Below are 22,756 nucleotides of genomic sequence, written 5' to 3'. Positions count from 1 at the left end.
TTGTTTACTTGCCTTTTTGTTCACTAAATATAATATTAACTGCACAAAAAAGCAAGCGTAAAATGGAGTTTCGTGGATTTTACGGCAAAGTTTGCAAAAGAGAATCCAGTCGCTTGGTCATTTGAATAGCCCCTTCGTGGGCTAGATGGTTGCAGTCAAAAGCCATGTCGTCGGTGTAGTCGTGCTCCCCCATCTTGTTTTCGTCCATAAGGACAAAGTTGGGGTGTTCATCGTGTAAATCGGCGAGTTCCTTGATGAGCGCGGGAGCCTTGCTCCTCTGTATTCCGTGGAATCCGAGTGCACCGGTATTTTTGTATGCGGGGTTCTGCGGGAAGATGACGCCAATGACGTAAATTTCTCGTGCTTCACATTCTTCAATAATCGTTTTCAATAAATTAAAGTTGTCGTAATAAAGATTGGGGAATCGGTTTGGCCACAAACTGTCTGTCCAGACTTTTGGTTCTCCCCACCCTGCGGCTTCAAGTTGTTCGTAACCCATGGTGTTCAATAAAGGTTCGAATTTAGAATACCCCGGTGATTTTCTTGTGTATTCTGCGAGCTTGCTTGGAATGGCGTCTTTCCAGTAATTATGATCTTCGTCGTATGCAAAACCAGGATAATTGCGGTGGTTGTTTAACAAGAAGCTGTTGGGCGCCGTATTGAACCAGATATCCATATCAACGGAAATGACGATGTATTTGAGGTGGCTGACATGCGGCAGAACATAATTTTCAAAAATGAAATTTGCGCAATAGAGCATGCTGTTTGAATTTGCCATATTGAGCGCCTTGAACTTTTGATCGAAAAGCGACGGGATAACACCGTGAAGCGCTCGCGACGATCCGAGAATGACTGTGTTTAGCGAGTCGTATTGATGCCAAAGCAAATCAATTTTATAGCGCCACTTGACGGCTATTTCTGACGTGCCCGGTACAAAGTAAATTCCCGCACTGTCGGGATTAAGCTGGAACGTGTCTTTGGGAACTGAATCATTCTTGATCACTTTTTTTACCCATAAATTGGGGTGCCAGAGTTCATCGCCTTCGGCAAGTTCCAAAATGCTATTGTCGGTTGGGTTTGCAAGCACAATTTTCGTATGGGCTCCGTTTATATTGACAAGAGTCGCTACGATGTTGGAACGTTCCCCATCAGTCGCCCATTCGCTGTGATCGAAAGTATAGCCATCAGGAGATTTGACGCTCTGCAACAATTTGCCATTGCTGTCAGCGATGAAGATGCGTTCGTGCGTGGCGTATGGAGTTCCGACAAATGCTGTACCGGTTTCTCCGGCGAAATCAAGGAATGCAGTGCGCTTGCTGCCGTCTTGTGCTAGGGACGCATTGCAAGCTTGTTCGTTATTGTACCATATAGCAGAGTTCGATTTTTGTGTAATGTCAGAACCAGAATCCGCAAAGAGGGCACGCAACAATCTTGCACCTGTAACAGCGAGTTTGTTGTCTTCACTAATGCCACCGTGATAAGCTCCATCAAAAAGTTTTTCTGGGACGCCAAATTTGCCATTTGCGAATTTTACTTGCCACGTACTCGTCGCTGTAAATGCGGTTTCGTCTTTGTTGTTGCCAGCATCCGTGACGTAAACGATAACCGTGTCGCCGTTTACAACGCGCCAACGCGGGATTGCAGCGCTTGGAACATCGAGCTTTACAAGATTTGAACCGTTTGCGTTCAGGTCGCGAATGTAAAGGCGGGATTCTCCAGCAATACCTTCAAATCGAGTGCAGAATGCTACATGTTTTCCGTCAGGCGAAATATCGGGATGGTAAACTTCCAAAGTGTCTTCAATTTCTGTAACGGATAGCGTTCCGTCATTGTAATTGATGTAAGCAAGATTCCCGCTAATGTCATTACGGAATGCGAGAATCATGTTGTATGTTCCAGTATGAGCTTTTAAGGCGGCAGCGCTTGCAAGCGGAGAGACTATGCTCTGTTGCACTTTGCCATTATCATCAAGCCATGTCGGAGATGGAATTTTTCCAAAAGCGAGTCGGAACCCAATTCGTTCTGCATGAGATGAAGATTCTACGGTGTAATCATCGCCACGGGAAACCAAATTTATTTCTGATGCGCGGTCTGAATAATATCCGCCTTTTAAAACTCTTTCCCCAACAGCGCCACCATCAGGAGCACCGACATAATTTGTAACAGTCGTGTCGCGGAACGTTCCAGCCCAGTCGTTCACCCACTCTTTTACATTTCCTGCCAAGTCGCAAAATCCTTGAGCATCCTTTCCTGCGGTACAGACGGGGTGCGCATGAAATTCGGAATTCTCAGAATTCCAGCTTTTTTCTTTGGGATTCCAGCTGCGCGATGAGGCGAGGACCCATTCTGCTTCTGTTGGAAGTCGAAAAGCGTCTGCCTCAGGATGGAACGCAAAACCTTCTAGATTTGTGCAATGGCCTTCGGTATCGTAAGTTGCTTTTGTGTACGTGTAAGCGGTATCGTAGTTAAGTTCAACGCTTTTGGCGTTTGCATAAAGAACGGCGTCGAAATAAGTAACATTGGCTAATGGTAGATCATCGTTTGCGCATTCGCCAAAGTCTTTCACCTTGCCTTTTTTCGCGAGAATTCGATAGCTCCCACAAGTAACTTCGTGAACATCTAAATAAAATTCATAATCGAGATGGACTTTCATGACAGGGCGTTCAGCAGCCCTGAACGAAGATTCGTTACTCCCCAAAACCAGATCACCGCCTTTGATGACCTGCATGCCCTCCATTATTTCAGGTTCGGGTTCGACGTCGGGTACAATATCGTTGGACGAGCTACTGCTATTGCTACAAGCTCCCCATAATATTGATGTAATTAACAAAAAAAGCCAAATTTTCATGAAAAACACGCTATACGAGCTTACTTTTCTACGTCAAAATTATGAATTGTAAAGGTTTTTGTCAAATAAAGCCCAAGTTGGTTACGAAAGGCTTAGTTCAAACGCTTTTTTACATCCTGTTTTTACACTTTCTGTAAATTAACATTCGTTTTTCCAAAAATTGGAAAACATCGCATTTTGTAAAGAGGGCTAGGAACCCGCAAATTACACTTTTTTCGCGTAAAATCATTCAAATTCCATTTTGGCACGTTTTTTGCAAATAGGGCTGCGAAAAACAAAAAACAATAAGGAGTTTGCCAAATGAGCAACGCATATAGATTAAAAGCAATCAAGGAAATCGCGAGCGAAGCAGCAGGCGCAAACATGGCCGCAGCCCCCGCAAATATCGACTTTTATGGTGAAGACGTTTTCAACGCCGACGCCATGCGCACTTACCTGCCGAAAGACATCTGCAAAAAGCTTTTTGCAACTATCGATGACGGCGCACCGCTCGACCCGAGCATCGCTGGCGAAGTTGCACACGGCATGAAAAAGTGGGCCCTTGATCGCGGCGCTACTCACTTTACTCACTGGTTCCAGCCTCTTACCGGTTCCACTGCCGAAAAGCACGACTCTTTCTTGGAACCCGAAGGCGACAAGGCAATCCTCGCTTTCAGCGGCAAGAACTTGATCGTCGGCGAACCGGACGCATCTTCTTTCCCGAGTGGCGGTCTCCGTTCTACTTTCGAAGCTCGTGGTTACACCGCTTGGGACCCGACTTCCCCGGCATTCATCAAGCGTCACGGCAACGGCGCAACCCTTTGCATCCCGACTGCATTCTGTAGCTACACTGGTGAAGCTCTCGACAAGAAGACTCCGCTTCTCCGTTCTATCCAGGCTTTGCAGAAATCCGCCGACCGCCTCATGGGCCTCTTCGGTGTTGCCCAGCAGAAGGTCACTGTTACGCTCGGTGCCGAACAGGAATACTTCCTCGTCGACAAGCGTTTCTACCTCCAGCGCCCGGACCTTTATCAGGCTGGCCGCACCTTGTTCGGTGCAGCTCCGGCAAAGCACCAGCAGATGGAAGACCACTATTTCGGTAGCATTCCGTCTCGCATTTTGAACTTCATGAACGATGTGGAAAAGGAACTCTGGAAGCTCGGCATTCCGGCTAAGACCCGCCACAACGAAGTCGCTCCGGCTCAGTTCGAACTTGCTCCGATGTTCGAAGAAGTGAACCTCGCTTGCGACCACAACATGCAGATTATGGAAGTCCTCCGTCAGGTCGCTGACCGTCACGGACTCGTCTGCCTCCTCCACGAAAAGCCGTTTGCTGGCATCAACGGTTCTGGTAAGCACAACAACTGGTCTGTGAACTACGGTAAGACCAACCTCTTGAACCCGGGCAAGGACCCGCACCAGAACGCCATCTTCCTCACCACGCTCTGCGCTGTGATTTACGCCGTCGATACTCACGCTGACTTGCTCCGTATGGCTGTGGCAAGCGCTGGTAACGACCACCGCCTCGGCGCAAACGAAGCTCCTCCGGCAATCATCTCCATGTACCTCGGCGACCAGCTTGCTGACGTCGTCGACCAGCTCGAAAAGGGCGATCCGAAGTCCAGCAAGCAGGCTGGCGCTCTCAAGCTCGGTTCTGATACTCTCCCGCCACTCCCGCGTGACGCTACGGACCGTAACCGTACTTCTCCGTTCGCATTCACTGGCAACAAGTTCGAATTCCGTGCACCGGGTTCTAGCCAGAGTTGCTCTGAACCGAACGTTATCCTCAACACGATTGTTGCCGAAGCATTCGACATCATTGCAGACAAGCTTGCCAACGTTTCTGCAGACAAGTTCCACGAAGAACTCCAGAACCTTCTCCAGAAGATTGTTAAGGAACACAAGCGCGTTATCTTCAACGGCAACGGCTATACCGACGAATGGGTTGAAGAAGCAGCAAAGCGCGGCCTCCCGAATACCCGCACCACCATGGAAGCACTCCAGGCACTCACCAAGAAAGAAAACGTCGCCCTCTTCGAAAAATACGGCGTGTTCAACAAGCGCGAACTCGATTCCCGCTACGAAGTCAACATGGAAGACTACCACAAGAAGATTCACATCGAAGGTGAAATCGCTCGCGACATGGCTAAGGACATCATCCTCCCGCAGGCCATCGAAGCTTACTCCGCTGCTCTCAAGGCAAACGAAATGGCTCTGAACCAGGGCTTCCCGGCTCTCGATTCTTACGCCAAGCCGCTTGGCGAAAGCATCAAGAAGTTACTCGCTGCTATCGAAGTGATGGAAAAGGCTCTCGCAGGGAAGCACGAAGATATCTTGAACGGTATGCTCGACCTCCGCTTGGTTGTGGACTCTCTCGAAAAGATTGTTCCGGACGAAAAGTGGCCGCTTCCGAAATATCGTGAGATGCTTTTCATTTACTAGTCGCTAGTAGAAATGCGCATCACTCGTAAAACGATTTAAGCACATCAAAACCGAAGACAAAATCACTCGTCGAAAGACGGGTGATTTTTTTTGATAAACTTCTTTTTGTTGTAAAAACTTACATCGGGATTTTGTCTAAACCACTATAAAAAGTGGCAAAATGAAAATATAATTGTTGTCATGAAATCAACAAAAGTTTGTGCATTCTCTCTCTCCTTGCTGTTCAGTGCCGCCATGGCAACTGCAGCTGATACCGCAGGTAATTTCTTTGATGAAAACGGCGCTTACTATGGCCCGGACTGCGAAAAAGATGGTTCCCAGTTCAACGGCGCATATTACACCGGCAACTATGAAAGCCCGTTCAAGACCTACTTGGGCAAGACCGACGCAGAAATCAAAGAAAAAATGGATGCGATGTGGGAACACTATTTTAAGGGCGACAACAATTCCAAGGTGTTCTTCGACAATGGTAACGAAGGTTACATCAAGGATATCAACAACAATGACGTTCGCTCCGAAGGTATGTCTTACGGCATGATGATTGCCGTGCAGACAGGTCACAAAGAAGAATTTGACAAGCTCTGGAAATGGGCCAAGAACCACATGTGGCACAAGGGTGGTGACTGGGACGGTTACTTTGCCTGGCAGCGCAACGATAGCGGCATGGGCGGTGACGACAACTGCGCACCTGATGGCGAAATGTACTTTATGATGTCTCTCTTGTTCGCAGCAAACCGCTGGGACGATGATCAGTACAGAAAAGACGCTCTGTACATCATGGACAAGATGTGGAACAACCCAAGCCACAAGCTCTTTAACCAGGGCAACTACATTATCGTGTTCCAGCCGCTCGGCAACGGAAACGATTTCTCTGACCCGTCTTATGACTTGCCTGCTTACTTGGAACTCTTCTCCCGCTGGGCAGAAAAGGATACTGACAAGTGGAAAAAGGCCGTCACCGCTGCACGTGATCACCTTTACAAGTCTTCTAACACGAGCTCTGGCTTGTTTGCCGACTACAGCTCCTTCAATGGTCAGCCGCAGTCCTATTCTTACAACTCCAACTCCACCAAGTACATGTACGACGCCATGCGTTGCGCTATGAACTTCGGTATGGACTATTACCTGTTCGGTGCTGACTCTACCAGAGAAATTGAAATGGCAAATCGCATCATCAATTTCTTTGAAAAGGACGGCTATCAGCACGCTCGCTTTAACTGGGACGGTTCCAATCCGCAGGAACAGTACACGCAGGGCGAAGCCGGTGCAAACGCAGTTGCCGCCATCGCCTTGAGAAGCACTGCTGATTCTGAAGAAAAAATCAAGAAGAATCTCCAGAACGCTTGGAACACGAAGTTCATGACCGGTCAGTACCGCTACTATGATGGCTTGGTCCACTACCTCGCCATGCTCCACTTGAGCGGTAACTTCAAGATTTGGAAGCCGAAGCCGACTGTCGAAGAAAAGTCTGTCGAAGCAAGCGAATACTGTGGTGTGAAGATTGAAAAGGATACCACGTTCTACGCTTTCGAATCTTGCAAGCTTTACAAGGTTAGCGCAAAGCCGGAAACCATCGCCATTGGGTCCAAGATTAAGTTGAACAACGCTGTGAGAGTTTGGTCTACCAATAGCGCCATCGTTATTGAAAACGCTGTGGTTGGCACCAAGTTCGCCATTACAGACGTAAATGGTCGCGTGCTCAAGTCTGCAAAGACAAGCTCTGCCATGCAAGAAGTCCGCATCAATAGCAGAGGCAACTTCCTCGTCATCGTCGGCGACAAGACCTACAAGGTTGTGAAGTAATAAGACTTAGAGATTCCTGCTTTGTGTCGGGATCTATAAATGGGCGTGCAGAAATGCACGCTCTTTTTTGTAAAATACAATTACATATAGTGTAAAATAAAAACGAAAAATTACATTTTATGTAAAACATTTTTGCGTAGCGTTTGAGCCCGTTGTTGAAAATTTCGCAAAAATCGCCAAATTACCATTTTTGGCACGCCTTTTGCTTATAGCGACAAAAAGAATTACAATTTGTGTAAATTAGGAAAGTTAAAATGGCATTACAGCATAGATACAACGGAAAGACTAAGTTTATTATCGTCACCGGAGGCGTCATCTCCGGACTCGGCAAAGGGGTAGCGGCAGCGTCCATCGGGGCGCTGCTTTCTGCTAGAATGAAGGTGGTTCCGGTCAAGTGCGATGGTTACCTCAACACAGACCCAGGCACAATGAACCCGACCGAACATGGTGAAGTTTTTGTTTTGGATGACGGTGGCGAATGCGATATGGACTTCGGCCACTACGAACGCTTTTTGAACGTGACAGCCAAGAAAGATTGGAGCCTCACGATGGGTCGCATTTTCAAGATGATTCTCGAAAAGGAACGTCGCGGCGACTATCTCGGTCATACGGTGCAGTTCATCCCGCACGTGACAGACCTTATCAAGGAACAGTTTTACAGAATTGCAAACCAGGAAAAAGCGGATGTGCTGTTGATTGAAATCGGCGGTACCGTAGGCGATCTCGAAAACCAGTTTTACATCGAAGCCGCTCGCCAGCTAAGTCACGAAGTTGGCGACCACAATGCGATTTTCGTACACCTCACCTACGTCCCGATTCCGTCTGGCGTGAACGAACAGAAGTCCAAGCCCACGCAGATGTCTGTGCGTGACTTGAACAAGCTTGGCATTTACCCGGAAATTGTCATCGGCCGTTGCGAAGAATATATCAAGCCGCACCTCAAGGCAAAAATCGGCTTGTTCTGCAACCTGCCAGCTGACCACATCATCTCTGGCATTGACGTGAAGCACGTTTACGAATGCCCGCTCGTTTACGATGCCGAAGGCATTCCCGAGATTCTTTCCAAGACGCTAGGCATTTACGCCCCGCCCAAGCTCGATCAATGGAGCAAGCTCGTGGACGCCCTCAAGCGCAATTCTGTAAATCCGCGCAAGACGCTTACCGTTGCCATTTGCGGCAAGTACCTTGCCCTCGAAGATTCTTACGCATCTGTTGTCGAAGCGATTACACATGCATCCGCCCATTTGGATTTGCATGCCAACATCCGCTGGGTCGATACGGAAAAAATTGAAAATGGTACCGTTTCTGTCGAAACAGCTCTCAAGGGAATTGATGCAGTCATCGTTCCGGGTGGTTTCGGTAGCCGCGGTATCGAAGGCAAAATTCAGGTCATCCGCTACGTGCGCGAAAACAAGATTCCGTTCCTTGGCATCTGTTATGGTATGCAGCTCTCCGTCGTGGAATTTGCACGCCACGTCTGCGGTATGCAGGGTGCAGGTACGGTCGAAATGGAAAGCGAAACGAACCACGTCGAAGTTCCGGTCATTGCGTTCCTCCCCGGCCAGGAACACATCAAGGACTTGGGCGCGACGATGCGCCTCGGTGGTCACGACGTGGTCATAAAGGAAAACAGCCTTGCCGCCCAGGTTTACGGTTCTACCGCCATCCGCGAACGCTTCCGCCACCGTTACGAAGTGAACCCGCAGTATGTCGAACAGATTGAAAAGGGCGATCCGACCGGTGCAAATCAGCAAAAGCTCGTTTTCTCCGGAAAAGCTGCCAACGAAGACATTATGCAGATTATGGAACTCACGGACCACCCCTACTTTATGGCCTGCCAATTCCACCCTGAACTGAAGTCCTCGCTGATCCACCCGGCACCGCTCTTCCTCGGACTCCTCAAAGCCGCAGACGAGAAAAATTAAAAAACAAAAAATCTTAAATAATGGATTGTCGTAAACCTGTCAATTTACTATAATTAGCCCCCGATGAAAAGAATGGAACTTGTCGACTTCGAACTCGCCTTCAAGGAAGCAGTTTCGGCCCACAAAAAGGTCGGTTGGGTTTCAGTTTTTGACAAGACTATTCATTTTTTTAAGAGTTTTATTTTTAAGGCAAAGGCATTTAGCTTTTGCCTTTCTTTTTATACACAGCCTTTTTACATTCTAGCAACGAGTAAATCATGAACGAAAAATTTCAATGGAAAGCAAAGCGCGAGCGCAAGGCTTTTATAGCCTTGGCTGACGGAGCCGTATTCCACGGTTACGCCTTTGGCGAAAAGAAAGACACCGTAGGTGAAGCCGTGTTCAATACCGGTATGGCTGGCTACAAGCAGATTTTGACCGACCCGTCTTATGCCGGTCAGTTCGTGGTTTTCACCACGGCCGAAGTTGGCGCTTACGCTACGAACTTTGAAAAGTCCGAATCCCGCCAGGTTTTCTTGAACGGCATTGTCGTGAACTCCCTCGACTGGGTTTCCAAGGAACTGAACGAAGAATCGCTTCATGATTACATGCTCGCCCAGAAAAAGGCTGGCATTGCAGGCGTCGATACTCGCGCCCTCACGCTCCACCTCCGCACCCACGGTGCCCAGAAGGCTTACCTCCATGTCGAAGACACGGAAATGACCGAAGCTGAAGCTATCGCAAAGGCAAAGGCCTGGGAAGGTCTCGATGGTCAGGACTACGCGAGCAAGGTGAGTGACCCGAACGGCTACGAATTCAATAACGAAGGCAAGTACCACATTGTCGCTCTTGATTTCGGTATCAAGACGAACATCTTGAGAAACCTCGCCGCACAGGACATGCGCATCACGGTGATGCCGATTGGCACGAGCTACGAAAAGATCATGGAACAGAAGCCGGATGGCGTGTTCCTCTCCAACGGCCCTGCCGACCCGAACAGCCTCCCGCAGGTTTACAACATGGTCAAGCAGCTCCTCGGCAAGATCCCTCTCATGGGTATTTGCCTTGGTAACCAGCTCCTCGGCCTTGCTCTCGGTGCTAAGGTTTCCAAGCTCAAGTTCGGCCACCACGGCTGCAACCATCCGGTCAAGAATCTCTTGACGGGCGCTGTCGAAATCACGTCGCAGAACCACAACTACGCCATTGACGAAACGTCTCTCCCCGCCGATGTCGAAGTCACGCACATCAACCTGAACGACAACACGGTCGAAGGCATCCGCCACAAAAAGTTCCCGGCATTCAGCGTGCAGTATCATCCGGAATCTGCCCCGGGTCCGAACGATTCCATGTACTTGTTCGAAGAATTTAAGAAGATGATTGAAGCTTTCAAGGGAGGCAAGAATGCCTAAGCGTACCGACATCAAGAAGATTATGCTCATTGGCTCCGGCCCGATTGTGATTGGCCAGGGCTGCGAATTCGACTACTCCGGCGTGCAGGCTTGCAAGGTGCTTCGTCGTGAAGGTTACGAAGTGGTGCTCGTGAACTCCAACCCAGCAACAATCATGACCGACCCCGAAATGGCCGATCGCACCTACATCGAACCGCTGAGCGTCGATATTCTCCACGAAATTATCCGTCGCGAACGCCCCGATGCATTGCTCCCGACTCTCGGTGGCCAGACCGCCTTGAACCTCGCCATGGAACTCAACGAACGCGGCATTCTCGACCGCTACCAGGTGGAACTCATCGGTGCTAAAGCCGAATCCATCCAGCGCGCCGAAGACCGTCACTTGTTCAAGGAAGCCATGCTCAAGATCGGGCTTGACCTCCCCCGCTCTGGTTCCGCACATTCCATGAGCGAAGCAACCGCTATCGCCCACACCATCGGAAGCTGGCCGTTGATCATCCGTCCGGGCTTTACGCTTGGTGGTACTGGTGGTGGTATCGCCCACAACGAAGAGGAATTCGAAACCATCGTGAACCGCGGTCTTGACGCCTCGCTCAACAACGAAGTGCTTATCGAAGAATCGCTCCTCGGCTGGAAAGAATTCGAAATGGAAGTCATGCGCGATAAGAAGGGCAATGCCGTTATCGTGTGTTCCATCGAAAACCTGGACCCGATGGGCGTTCACACGGGCGACTCCATCACGGTTGCTCCGATCCAGAGCCTCGATGACCGCGCGTACCAGGCCATGCGTGATGACTCCCTGAAGGTCATGGAAGCCATCGGCGTGGAAACCGGCGGATCCAACGTGCAGTGGGCTATCGAACCGAAGACCGGCCGCCGCATCATCATCGAAATGAACCCGCGTGTGTCCCGTTCTTCTGCTCTTGCATCCAAGGCTACGGGCTTCCCCATCGCAAAGATTGCAGCACTTCTCGCCGTGGGTTACACGCTCGACGAGCTCCGCAACGACATTACGCAATCGACCCCGAGCTGCTTTGAACCGGCTCTTGACTACGTTGTCGTGAAGGTTCCGCGTTTCACGTTCGAAAAGTTCCCGAAGGCAGATTCTACACTCGGCACCCAGATGAAGTCTGTGGGCGAAGCGATGGCAATCGGTACGAACTTCAAGCAGGCTATGCAGAAGGCTCTCCGCTCTCTCGAAACGGGATTCGGCGGATTCGGTGCCTGCGCCAAGTGCGAAAAGTTCAAGGAATACGACGACGAAACACTCGCCAAGGAAGTCGCACGCCCGAGCGCAGAACGCATCTTCGTAGTCTACGAAGCATTCCGCCGCGGTTGGGACATCGAAAAACTTTACGAAGTCACCAAGATTGACCGCTACTTCCTCCGTCACCTCGAAGAACTCGCCTGCTTCGAAGACGAAATCACCGCTGCAGGTTCTCTCGAAAACCTCGCCAAGGATAAGGCTCTCTTCCGCCAGGCCAAGGAATTCGGCTTCAGCGATATCCAGATCGGTTACCTCTTCCACAAGACTCCGGAAGAAGTCATGGCAGTGCGTAAGCAGATTGGCCTCGTCCCGAGCTACTACTCCGTCGATACTTGCGCCGGCGAATTCGAAGCCATCACGCCGTATTACTATAGCTGCTACGCCGACCATACCGAACCGGTCCGCGAAATTCCGGGTCACCAGAGCAAAAAACGCATCATGGTGCTCGGCGGCGGTCCGAACAGAATCGGTCAGGGCATTGAATTTGACTACTGCTGCTGCCACGCTGCATTCACGCTCCGCAAGCACGGCTTCGAAGTCATCATGGTGAACTCCAACCCCGAAACGGTTTCTACCGACTACGATACTTCGGACAAGCTCTACTTTGAACCGCTTACGCTTGAAGACGTGATGGGCATTTACGAACGCGAAAAGTGCGCGGGCGTGATTGTTCAGTTCGGTGGTCAGACTCCGCTGAACCTTGCTATGCGTCTCAAGAAGGCTGGTGCAAATGTCATCGGTACAAGCCCCGAAGACATCGACCTCGCCGAAGACCGCGACTTCTTCAAGCAGCTCGTCACCAAGATTGGCATCAAGCAGGCCGAAAGCGGCATCGCCCACAATGTGGAAGAAGCCCTCGCCATCGTCGAGAAAATCGGCTACCCCGTTCTCGTGCGCCCGAGCTTCGTTCTCGGCGGCCGCGGCATGGTGATTGTCTATAAGGAAAAGTATCTCCGCAAGTTCGTGGAAGAAGCTGCCGCCATTGGCGAAGGCAAGCCGATCCTCATCGACCGCTTCCTCGAAGACGCAACCGAACTCGATGTGGACTGTATCAGCGACGGCAAGCACACTGTTATCGGCGCCATCATGGAACACGTGGAACCCGCAGGCATCCACTCCGGTGACTCCGCTAGCGTTATCCCGCCGATGACTCTCTCCAAGGAAATTCAGGACAAGGTCCGTGAATTCGCCAAGGAATTTGCAAAGGAACTCCATGTCGTTGGTCTCATGAACATGCAGCTCGCTGTCAAGGATGGCGAACTCTACATGATCGAAGTGAACCCGCGTGCATCCCGCACCGTGCCGTTCGTGTCCAAGTCCATCGGCGTGCCGCTTGCAAGCTACGCAACACGCTGCATGACCGGAGAATCTCTCGAACAGATCGGCTTCACCGAAGAAGTCCGCGTACCTTACGTGAGCGTTAAGGAAGCAGTCTTCCCGTTTGTCAAGTTCCCGGGCGTCGACATCACGCTTTCTCCGGAAATGAAGTCCACTGGTGAAGTCATGAGCCTCGATCGCGACCGCGGTCTTGCTTACCTCAAGAGCCAGCTGGCTTCCGGCAACAAGGTCCCGAGCCAGGGCAACATCTTCGTCTCGCTCAAGGACGAAGACAAGCAGAAGGCAGTCCCGCTCATTCGCCAGCTCGTGAACCTCGGTTACGAACTGTACGCGACCCGCGGCACCTCCACCATGCTCTACAACGAAGGCATCAAGACCCGCGCCGTATTCCGTATCTCCCGTGGTCGCCCGAACCTGCTCGACCTTATCCACGATAAGGAAGTGCAGTGGATCGTGAACACCACCGAAACTGGCGCAGAAGCCATGGTCGACGAAATCCAGATGCGCTCCAAGGCCGTTGTCTCGGGCATTCCTATCACGACGACCATCGCAGCCCTTACCTCTACTGTGGAAGGCCTCATGGACAAGCACGACTTCGGAAGATTCGAAGTATGTAGCCTCCAGGAATACCATAGACACGTGAAGAAGTAAGGTGGATGGAAGAGGGGAAAGTCTTCCCCTCGCTTCAGCCCCGTCCCACCCTTAGTGTCAAGCCCGCGCAAGCGGGCTTCTCCTTTATACCCCCCACCCCAAATTTGCGTTTTCGCACAGAAAAATGTATATTGGGGTTGGAGGAATCCTGTGGCGACAGTAACAATAGACATTCCAGAAGATATTGCAGACCTTATGGTGTGCGACAACAAGAGCGACGAACTCCGTCGCAATGCGTTGCTGTTGTATCCGTTTATTAAGAACGAGACCATTTCCCATGGACGTGCCGCAGAAATTCTGGGCATTTCCAAATGGGAACTTATTGAACTTTACGGAAGCGAAGGTATTCCTTATATCGATCAGAGCTGGGATGAGGCCGAGCAGGATGCATCCAACATTAAGGAACTCCTTGCCAAGAGGTAAGAATGATTGTCGTATCAGATGCAACTCCGATAATCTCTTTCCTAAAAATCAATCGTCTTGATATTCTTGGAAAACTGTTTGGCGAGGTCCTGCTTCCTGAGGCTGTTTACGAAGAATTGACTTCAAACCAGGCGTTTCTAGAAGAAGCCGAGCAGGTGAAGTCTTGTGAATTTTTCAAAAGGGTTTCTGTCAGCAACAGCAATGCCGTCGGCATGCTGATGCGTATAACGGGCTTAGACCTTGGCGAAAGCGAAGCCATCGTTTATTCTGACGAAAACAAAAGCGACCTTTTGATTGTTGACGAAGTTCGTGCAAGGCATGTCGCCACGACGATGAAACTTCGCATCACCGGCACGATTGGAATCTTGATTGCCGCCAACGAAAATGGATTGTTAAATAAGGAAGATGCATTGGCATGCGCGGAAATTCTTCGGATGTCTAAAAGACATATCAGCGAAACGCTTCTCAATTCTTTTATAGAAAATTTGAAGTAGCATTATCCCGCTGATGACTCTCCGCCCGCAACACCTTGCTAGAAAATTAAAAAAATCAATTTCCTAAAGCGGCATAAGAAATTTCATAACCATATTCAGTTAATTTCATTATAATCGAAACGATATCTTTAAGCGAAATATTTTTTTCTATGCCAAATACAATCTTTTTTCGATCAATTTTATTTTCAAGTTCCTTTCTTGACCTAACGTCATCTAATAAATTCCATAATTCATCTTCATTTTTTAACACATAGGATTTTTCACCTCCGATAATACCTAGTTCGTTTAAACGAACTTCATATTTGGCGGTCATATTTTGCTTGGCAACAAACAAAGAAAGCTCCATGTATTTTTCAGCACACTCGATTTCTTGGCGCTTGTCTTGTAGTATTTTGTCGTTTTTACTAGTCAGAAACTCTAATTTTCCATTACTTAAGACAAGTACATCAGTTATCTCATCATCTAGTAATTGTAGATGCTTTTTCATTTTCAACTGATAGCATTCGTTTCCCTCTCTACTTGGTAAATATAAAGTAAAAGGATTTTTAAATTTATCCCCTATAACATATTGGATGGATGAAATCCCTGAAAAACCGGCCGTTGCTACAATTCTGTGAAAAACATCGTAAGAGAGATTTTCTGCCAAATGAAGATGGAGGGCGTATCCTTTTTTTTTTGATTTAAAGAATTCAATTTTTGATCTATTGGTTTTATAAGCAAATTATCTACTTGAATAATATCGTCATAGGTTTTGCCAACAATATTACCGTTTACCGAATATTCTTTAAGATTAATATCAATAACAGAAACTGTATCAGAAGAAGTCATAAAAGCTTTTTCTTCCCCACAACTATTTAATAGAAATAAGAAGGATAGGGCTGTTAAAATTTTTTTCATTAAAGCGATTCCATAATAAAATGAGATGTACAAATAAAAAATAATTCTTATTTGTGATTGTAAGGCGTCCGCAGATGCTCTTTTAGTATTTTTTCATTCTTTTCATAGCTCCACTTACCAGAATTCCATAGAGAATCCATGTCGATTTCGACCTTTTGAGCGGAATTGCTAACCTCACTTTTCTGAGAATCGGCGCAACCATCCTTACCCATTTCGGAATGGACAATTTTAGCATTGTCGTCTAATGTCATGAAGGGGTACATCATATGCCTAAAAATATATTCCCTTAGAAACTTTTGTCAATAGAGCGGAGTTTCCAACAATATTCACCATTAAACAGCCTGCATACAATCATTTTGAGTTGTTGCAATAAATGCAACAACTCAATCTGCTACTCGCGACAACTCGTTTTGAACTGTTGCAAAAAATGCAATAGTTGCACATCTAATAAAAAACTCGTCCCTTGCGGGGCGACCTTTTACTTATCTCAACACCACACGCTTCGTTTTTGCATTCCCGCATTTGACCATGTACGCACCGCGGCTTAAGCCAGCGTTTGTCATGGCATTGCGGAGTTCGCCAACATCTCCAGCTTCGAATTCACCGATAAACGCTCCAAGCGGACTAAATACTTTATATAAACTCCGATGGCTTTGCGGTACAGAAATCCTTCCGAAAGCAATTGCTTCTGTAGAATCTTTGGGAGGCTCTACCTTTGGCTCTTGCCACAGAATGAATTCAACGGTCGTTGCACTGCGGGCCGGGACGCTGTAACTGCACTTTGTCCCATCGACCTTGACTTCGCTTCCTTCCTTGAGGTTGTTATTGTCATCGGTGACATAGGGTTTGAAGCTTCCAATTTTGGTGTTTCCAAAGTCGAAATCCGCCTTGAATTCCTCGTTCTTGGAATTGAGAATAACAACTGCGATTTTCGTCTTGAGGGAGTCGCGGTAGGCGGTGACCTTTACATCTCTTTCGGGATTCTTGGTAGCATCGATTCTCCTCGCGCCGGGGCGTGCAAAGCGGCTGTAGTTTCCCATGACCCAGAGTCGCTTGGTAGGCTCCACGTTATCGGGGTTGCCTTGTCCTTGCGGCCAAAGCGCTCCGTTGCCGCAGCTGGGTTCGCTGCAGGAATAAATCCACCAAAAATGCCAGGCGTTCATGTTCGAAATAGTAAGGGCGTCGTGAATCATGTTTGCAACGCGGAGTGCGCTTCCCATGCCAACGTCTTCCTTGTTGCTTCCGAGATCGTAGACTTCGGTTTCCCAGAATTCTTTGCCAGCTTCGTGAATTTCAGGATAAGCGGCCGGGTCTCCACCATATTCGTGCGTTCCAAAAATGTCCGTATATTTCAGAGCGGCGGGATTGTTGAAGAAGGCTTTTTTGTAATTGGGGAATCCGTACCAGTTGATGGCTTCAGTGCCAATGATTTTGATGCCCGTGGTATCGAGAGTGGGGCCAAGATAGTCGCCAACCCAACGAGCCAATTCTTCGGGTTCGTAGTGGTTATCGCCGGTGCCGTCAGGCTCATTTTGCGACGAAATCGCGTATAAGTTGACTCCTGCTTTTCGCATGTTTTGCGTAAACTTTAAGATGGTATTTGCCCAGTCTTGGGCGTGATTGAAATCCAAATGCTTTTTATCGCCATCGTAATTTACAGTGTATTTGGATGTCCATGGGGCCGCCCAAACTTTGACGCCGTATTCACTCGCCTTTTTGGCGATACTTGTTTCGGAGGTGGAGCCGTCCGGAGCAATACGGATGCGGTGCAGGGTAAGCCCCGCGCCACTAGTGGAGTCCCAAAGGAAGGCGGCGTTCTTGTCGGTGATGGACCCCGCCCATGCTGATGCGGCACCAAAGCCGCTGATGCGCTGGTATTCCTTGCCCATGTCAACGTTTATCGTTGTAGCACAGGCTAGAGTGCTCAAAAATGCGATGGAACCCGCAAAAAGAGAAAATCCCTTCATTGAATACGTCATAAAGCCTCCTTTTTGTCCCTTACTTTCTTTAAAGTAAGTTGAAAAATTCACTTTATATAAGGCTAAAATCGAATTTGTCTTGATAAAATGACAATAGCTTTATGGCGTTATACCCAATTTTAGCAATCACAATCTCTAAGCATCACATTGAGCTCAGCGTTCGCAAGTTTTCCGGATAAAATCCGGCGTTATCAAAACCGGATCATGTTCCCGATAGCCAAATTCATTTATTTCTTCATTCGTTTCTTTTCCAAGCCACTCGTTTTCTGCAATAAGACTTTTGTCTGTCGGAACGTTCCCTTGCGCAGCTCGAATTCGCTCAATTTCTTTCTTAAAAAGATTCTTGATTTCATCAGGACTGATTTCCAAATCCTGCGTCCCGGACAGAGACTTATCGGCAAACGTATTAAAGACCTGCTTTTTGAATTTGAGCAATGTGTTGATTTTTTCGTCAATCGAATCAAGCATCAAAAGCCTGTACACCAGCACATTTCGAACCTGACCCATTCGGTATGCGCGCGATATCGCCTGCATTTCGGCACTCGGCTTCAGTTGCGGTTCGCATAAGATGACCACATTCGCTGCTTGAATGTTCAAGCCGAGCCCACCCGCGTTGATTTGCAACGGGAGAACTGTCCCGGCAGGGGATTTTTCAAACGCATCGATAATTTCTTGCCTATGGCTCACAGGCACCGCCCCCGTAATAGGCTCCATGCAAGATTCGTTCAAATACGCGCAAACTAAGTGTCAAAATCGAATTATTGCAGGGCTCGTTATCCCCTATTCGATATCGTCTGTAATTTTCGTAAATGTCAGTCTGTGTGTGATCTTCATATAGTCCGCATCTGTTACTGTTTCCATAATCATGGTTTTGCCATTCGATGAAGCCTGTATTGAATATGTTTCGCCATCTACATCCGTATAAGAAAGTATGCCTTTCGTTTTATCATAGGTGTAGTGGAATGACGTCTGTTTTTTACCAGCTAAATAATCAATTGTGCCGTCGGAATAAACATTCATAGCGTTTCCAACGCAGTAATCATCCTCTTTTTCATAATCACGGCATTCTTCTTTTGCAAAGCTGTCATCGCCATCACCACCGAACGTTTTATAGCATAAATCACGATTCGTAATTTTATGGATGTAAACTTCTTTTGTGACCTCCCAACGTCCGTGAATACTACTCGGATATTTTGTATTCACTTTTGTGGATGATGATGAACGAATAATTTTTTTGCTGGCCGAACTTTTGGCCTTTGCCGAAGCCGAACTTGTTTTTTTCAGACTATCACGAATATCTTTTTCATTCATCTGTCCTATAATTTCTTTGAGTTTTCCTGTTACTACATCGATTTCTTGAGTCAGCTTATTACCAGCCGTTGTCAAGAAAGATACAAGATGCTTGCCGGCATCCTTAACAACAATCTCTACCTCGCCGTCTTTATTTGCGCCTAAGGCAATCGTCGTCTTTCCAGTTTCTCTGAAAAAGTCAATACTTTTGTTATTTTTTATTAACATCACCATGGCCAATGTTTTTTTGACGAGTTCTTTAAAAAACGCTATATAAAACGCTTTGTTGCATATAGCAAATATTTTAACATTTTCGTTAATAAAAACTTCGATATTTAAAAAGTTTACACATTTTTGTTGCGTAGATGAATTATATTTAAGCTGTAAAAAGAAGAAGGAGGCTTTCAAATGAAAAAGAAATGGTTGGCGATTATTGCGTTTTCGCTATTGAGTGCCGCTTGTAGCGACGATAACGGAGCGGATATTGCGAGTACCGCAGGCATTGACGAAACACCCTCAAGCTCTAGTATTGAATCGACTATTGAAAGTTCTTCAAGCGACTCGCCCAAAAGCAGCGCTGCAAATTTCGCTGATGTCCCCTCCGTCGGAGATCGTGATTATGTCATTTTAGATAGCTATGACAGTTACGAAGGTAGTGGTTTCGGTGGTGGAGAGACATCAAAAGATGGCGTTGCTGTTGATGTCATGGGTGGCGCAGGTGGTTCGAACAACAGAACTTCGGGCCTGCTCACGGCAGGTGAATGGAACGACCTCAACAATTGGAAGTTCTGGAGTGACCTCCTTAACGAAAACAAGTATTACGATAAAACAAGCTACTGGAAGTTCTATCCCAAGAATCTCGTGGCCGTACAAGTTGTCGATGGCAATAACACCGCCGTTGCAAATGTTCCCGTGGAACTTCTTAAGGGTGGCACCGTGCTGTTCTCCACAAAGACGGATAACGCCGGGTTTGCTTACTGCTGGCAAAGCCTCTTTGCTGATGATGATAGCGATATCGTAGCCTCAGATTATTCGCTTAACGTCAATGGCGCAAGCTATAAGGAACCGCTCCAGTTCACATTGCAGGGCGATGAGAAAGTCAACTTCAACGTTGTTGTAAGTGATGACGCCAAGCCTGCCGCTGCAAAGGCTGATATAGCATTCATCGTGGACGCCACGGGCTCCATGACCGATGAAATTCGATTCCTTATTTCCGACCTGAATTACATTATCGATCACGCTAGTTCGGGCAATAAAGTTGCTTTGCGCACGGCAGCATTGTTCTACCGCGACGAAAAAGACGATTACCTCACCCGCCATGATGATTTTTCGGATAACGTTTCCACGACTCAGGAATTTGTATCTAAGCAACAAGCAATGGGTGGTGGCGACTATCCCGAAGCTGTCCACAGCGCACTCGAAGATGCTTTGCAAGAGCTTTCCTGGAATGAATCGGCTCGCGCACGTATTGCCTTCTTGATTCTTGATGCTCCTGCGCATCACAAGGACGACGTCATCGAAAGTCTCCAGAAGTCCATTTCACTTTTTGCCCAAAACGGCATCAAGATTATTCCGGTGGCAGCAAGCGGCGTGGACAAGGACACAGAATTTATGCTGAGATTCTTTGAACTTGCGACGGGCGGCACATACGTATTCCTCACAAATGACAGTGGTATCGGCAACGAGCACATCGAAGCATCCGTGGGTGACTACGAAGTGGAAAAGCTAGCCGATTTGATGGTCCGCCTCATCAAGAAATATGTAGAATAAATTCATAACCAATAACATACTCAAAGTGCCGCGGCTTCTCGTCGCGGCACTTTCTTTATATACAAAAACACCCTTGCGACTTTCATCGCAAGGGCATTTTTAAAGGATAATTCCTTTAGGAATTGGACTGCTTCGCAGTCCTTTGTTCTTCGCCTCGGTTATGGTCTAGCAAGCTAGACCGCAACACGCGGCTTGCGAACAATTAAGCCTTATTGAGGCGATCCTGGATCATGTCGATGATTTCGGAGAGTTCCTTCGGGAGGTGCTTGCCGAACTTCGGATAGTGGTTTTCCTTAACGTCAGCGAGTTCCTTCTTCCAGCCTTCCACGTCAACCTTCGTGATCTGCGGGAGAGTTTCCTTATAGTAGTCAGCGAGACCATCAGTATTGATAGCGCCTTCCTTCGGCATGTAACCGATCGGAGTTTCGACAGCGTTGTCAACACCGTTGCAGCGGTCGAAGATCCAAGCGAGCACGCGGCTGTTGTCGCCGTAACCCGGCCACATGAAGCCACCCGGAAGCTTTTCGTTGTTGGCATCCTTGCGGAACCAGTTCACGTAGAAGATCTTCGGAAGCTTGTCTTCAGTGGACTTCTGACCGATTTCGATCCAGTGCTTGAAGTAGTCACCCATGTTGTAGCCGCAGAACGGGAGGATTGCGAACGGGTCGCGACGGATCTTACCGACCTGAGAGGCGTCAATCGTAGAGGCAGCAGTGATTTCGGAACCAACGATGGAGCCGAGGAACACGCCGTGGTTCCAGCTGAGGGACTGGTGGACCAGAGGAATGGTGGACGGACGACGGCCACCGAAGAGGATTGCAGAGATAGGCACGCCTGCCGGATCTTCCCATTCCTTAGCAATGCACGGGCACTGCTTAGCCGGAGCGGTGAAGCGAGCGTTCGGGTGAGCCATTTCTTCACCCTTAGGAGCCTTGTCCTTCGGGAGAGCGTCACGGGTCTTGCCCTTCCAGTCAACGAGCTTGCCCTTAGCCGGGTAGCCGATGCCTTCCCACCACACGTCGCCGTCTTCAGTGAGAGCGCAGTTCGTGTAGATCGTGTTCTTTTCAGCAGAAACAAGAGCGTTCTTGTTGGATTCTGCAGAAGTACCCGGGGCAACGCCGAAGAAGCCAGCTTCCGGGTTGATAGCATAGAGACGGCCATCCTTGCCAAACTTCATCCATGCAATGTCGTCACCGATGGTTTCGACCTTCCAGCCCGGGATAGTCGGGATGAGCATGGCGAGGTTCGTCTTACCGCAAGCAGACGGGAATGCGCCAGTCACGTACTTGACTTCGCCCTTCGGGTTGGTGAGCTTGAGGATGAGCATGTGTTCAGCGAGCCAGCCTTCGTCGCGAGCGAGAACGGTAGCAATGCGGAGAGCAAAGCACTTCTTGCCGAGGAGGGCGTTTCCACCGTAACCGGAACCGTAGGACCAAATGAGGCGTTCTTCCGGGAACTGCGTGATGTACTTGTATTCAACGTCAGCGCACGGCCAGATGCCGTTGTCGCTTTCGCATTCGCGGAGCGGCTTACCAACGGAGTGGAGGCACGGAACGAATTCAGCGTTCACGTCAGCGTTGAAGATATCGAGAACCTTCTTGCCAGCGCGAGTCATGATGTCCATGTTGAGAACGACGTATTCGGAGTCAGTGACTTCGATACCGTTCTTGGAAATCGGGGAGCCGAGCGGGCCCATGCAGAACGGGATCACGTACATGGTACGGCCGTGCATACAACCCTTGTAGAGCTTACGCATCGTCTGCTTGAGTTCAGACGGGTCGATCCAGTGGTTGGTCGGACCTGCATCTTCTTCCTTGACGGAGGAGATGAACGTACGGGATTCGACGCGAGCCACGTCAGACGGAAGAGAACGGAACAAGTAGCAGTTTTCCTTCTTAGCAAGCTTCGTTGCGAGGCCAGCCTTGACGCACTTCTGCATGAGGGCATCATATTCTTCCTGAGAACCATCAACGACGACGACGTTGTCCGGTTCGCACATGGCAATCATTTCATTCACCCAAGTACTGATTTTCGGGTGCTTGATATCGTTAAGAGTAAGACTCATTATGAGCTCCTATTGGTTTAACGTGTTAGATTTCGAGATATTTCGAACGCGCTACAAGATAGCAAAAAAAATGGGTGTTGGTCAATGAATTTTAGCGATTAGTAGGCGGTAGGAAGTAGGCAGTAGGAAGAAAATGGAAAGATTCAACCTAAACATTAAACCTGTCATGCCCGCCGGAGCCTGTGCTGAGCGAAGTC

The 22,756-nt window shown here is 48.5% G+C and carries 16 protein-coding genes; 8 read left to right on the top strand and 8 right to left on the bottom strand.

The genetic code is table 11. From position 1 onward, the window contains the following. Positions 1 to 79 precede the first annotated feature (79 nt). Positions 80 to 2,848, bottom strand: coding sequence for a TIGR02171 family protein (locus CRN95_RS09485; protein WP_097020709.1), 2,769 nt, complete (start codon positions 2,846 to 2,848; stop codon positions 80 to 82). A gap of 300 nt (positions 2,849 to 3,148) precedes the next feature. On the opposite strand from CRN95_RS09485, the gene CRN95_RS09480 reads away from it, so the two are divergent. From CRN95_RS09480 to CRN95_RS09445, 7 genes are all read left to right on the top strand, one after another. Beyond that, the gene (locus tag CRN95_RS09480; RefSeq protein ID WP_097020708.1) at positions 3,149 to 5,269 is read left to right on the top strand and encodes a glutamine synthetase III; all 2,121 of its coding nucleotides are present in this window, start codon (positions 3,149 to 3,151) and stop codon (positions 5,267 to 5,269) included. A gap of 180 nt (positions 5,270 to 5,449) precedes the next feature. Further along, positions 5,450 to 7,072 carry a glycosyl hydrolase family 8 gene (locus CRN95_RS09475; protein ID WP_097020707.1) on the top strand — a complete coding sequence of 541 codons (1,623 nt, stop codon included), beginning with the start codon at positions 5,450 to 5,452 and terminating at the stop codon, positions 7,070 to 7,072. A gap of 254 nt (positions 7,073 to 7,326) precedes the next feature. After that, a complete protein-coding gene (gene pyrG / locus CRN95_RS09470) occupies positions 7,327 to 8,997 on the top strand; it encodes a glutamine hydrolyzing CTP synthase (protein WP_097020706.1) in 1,671 nt (556 codons plus the stop codon). A gap of 257 nt (positions 8,998 to 9,254) precedes the next feature. Further along, positions 9,255 to 10,385 (top strand): glutamine-hydrolyzing carbamoyl-phosphate synthase small subunit, encoded by a 1,131-nt coding sequence (gene carA, locus CRN95_RS09460; RefSeq protein WP_074208447.1) that lies wholly within the window; start codon positions 9,255 to 9,257, stop codon positions 10,383 to 10,385. Then, positions 10,378 to 13,641 carry a carbamoyl-phosphate synthase large subunit gene (gene carB / locus CRN95_RS09455; RefSeq protein ID WP_097020705.1) on the top strand — a complete coding sequence of 1,088 codons (3,264 nt, stop codon included), beginning with the start codon at positions 10,378 to 10,380 and terminating at the stop codon, positions 13,639 to 13,641. The genes carA and carB overlap by 8 nt, the downstream gene beginning before the upstream one ends. Before the next feature lie 150 nt (positions 13,642 to 13,791). Further along, positions 13,792 to 14,064 carry a UPF0175 family protein gene (locus CRN95_RS09450; protein WP_200816196.1) on the top strand — a complete coding sequence of 91 codons (273 nt, stop codon included), beginning with the start codon at positions 13,792 to 13,794 and terminating at the stop codon, positions 14,062 to 14,064. A gap of 2 nt (positions 14,065 to 14,066) precedes the next feature. Further along, positions 14,067 to 14,558, top strand: coding sequence for a DUF3368 domain-containing protein (locus CRN95_RS09445; RefSeq protein WP_097020703.1), 492 nt, complete (start codon positions 14,067 to 14,069; stop codon positions 14,556 to 14,558). A gap of 55 nt (positions 14,559 to 14,613) precedes the next feature. On the opposite strand, the gene CRN95_RS09440 is transcribed toward CRN95_RS09445, so the two are convergent. From CRN95_RS09440 to CRN95_RS09415, 6 genes are all read right to left on the bottom strand, one after another. Continuing rightward, a complete protein-coding gene (locus CRN95_RS09440) occupies positions 14,614 to 15,204 on the bottom strand; it encodes a hypothetical protein (RefSeq protein WP_145993981.1) in 591 nt (196 codons plus the stop codon). Continuing rightward, on the bottom strand, positions 15,162 to 15,455 hold the full coding sequence (locus CRN95_RS09435) for a hypothetical protein (protein ID WP_097020701.1): 294 nt from the start codon (positions 15,453 to 15,455) through the stop codon (positions 15,162 to 15,164). The genes CRN95_RS09440 and CRN95_RS09435 overlap by 43 nt, the downstream gene beginning before the upstream one ends. Positions 15,456 to 15,502: 47 nt before the next feature. Continuing rightward, a complete protein-coding gene (locus CRN95_RS09430) occupies positions 15,503 to 15,721 on the bottom strand; it encodes a hypothetical protein (protein ID WP_097020700.1) in 219 nt (72 codons plus the stop codon). A gap of 216 nt (positions 15,722 to 15,937) precedes the next feature. After that, positions 15,938 to 17,434 carry a glycoside hydrolase family 30 beta sandwich domain-containing protein gene (locus CRN95_RS09425; protein ID WP_097020699.1) on the bottom strand — a complete coding sequence of 499 codons (1,497 nt, stop codon included), beginning with the start codon at positions 17,432 to 17,434 and terminating at the stop codon, positions 15,938 to 15,940. Positions 17,435 to 17,587: 153 nt separating this feature from the next. Further along, on the bottom strand, positions 17,588 to 18,163 hold the full coding sequence (locus tag CRN95_RS09420) for a C-terminal helicase domain-containing protein (protein WP_235002975.1): 576 nt from the start codon (positions 18,161 to 18,163) through the stop codon (positions 17,588 to 17,590). Between the two features lie 51 nt (positions 18,164 to 18,214). Next, positions 18,215 to 19,132 (bottom strand): hypothetical protein, encoded by a 918-nt coding sequence (locus CRN95_RS09415; RefSeq protein WP_097020698.1) that lies wholly within the window; start codon positions 19,130 to 19,132, stop codon positions 18,215 to 18,217. On the opposite strand from CRN95_RS09415, the gene CRN95_RS09410 reads away from it, so the two are divergent. Further along, the gene (locus tag CRN95_RS09410; RefSeq protein WP_097020697.1) at positions 19,133 to 20,494 is read left to right on the top strand and encodes a hypothetical protein; all 1,362 of its coding nucleotides are present in this window, start codon (positions 19,133 to 19,135) and stop codon (positions 20,492 to 20,494) included. Positions 20,495 to 20,696: 202 nt separating this feature from the next. Here the strand turns inward: CRN95_RS09410 and CRN95_RS09405 are convergent, their stop codons facing one another. Next, a complete protein-coding gene (locus CRN95_RS09405) occupies positions 20,697 to 22,559 on the bottom strand; it encodes a phosphoenolpyruvate carboxykinase (GTP) (RefSeq protein WP_073424191.1) in 1,863 nt (620 codons plus the stop codon). Positions 22,560 to 22,756: the final 197 nt, after the last annotated feature.

It is taken from the genome of Fibrobacter sp. UWB16, assembly GCF_900215325.1.
GTDB lineage: Bacteria > Fibrobacterota > Fibrobacteria > Fibrobacterales > Fibrobacteraceae > Fibrobacter.
Note: the sequence above shows the minus strand (reverse complement) of the source record. Positions and strands in the feature narration are given on the sequence as shown.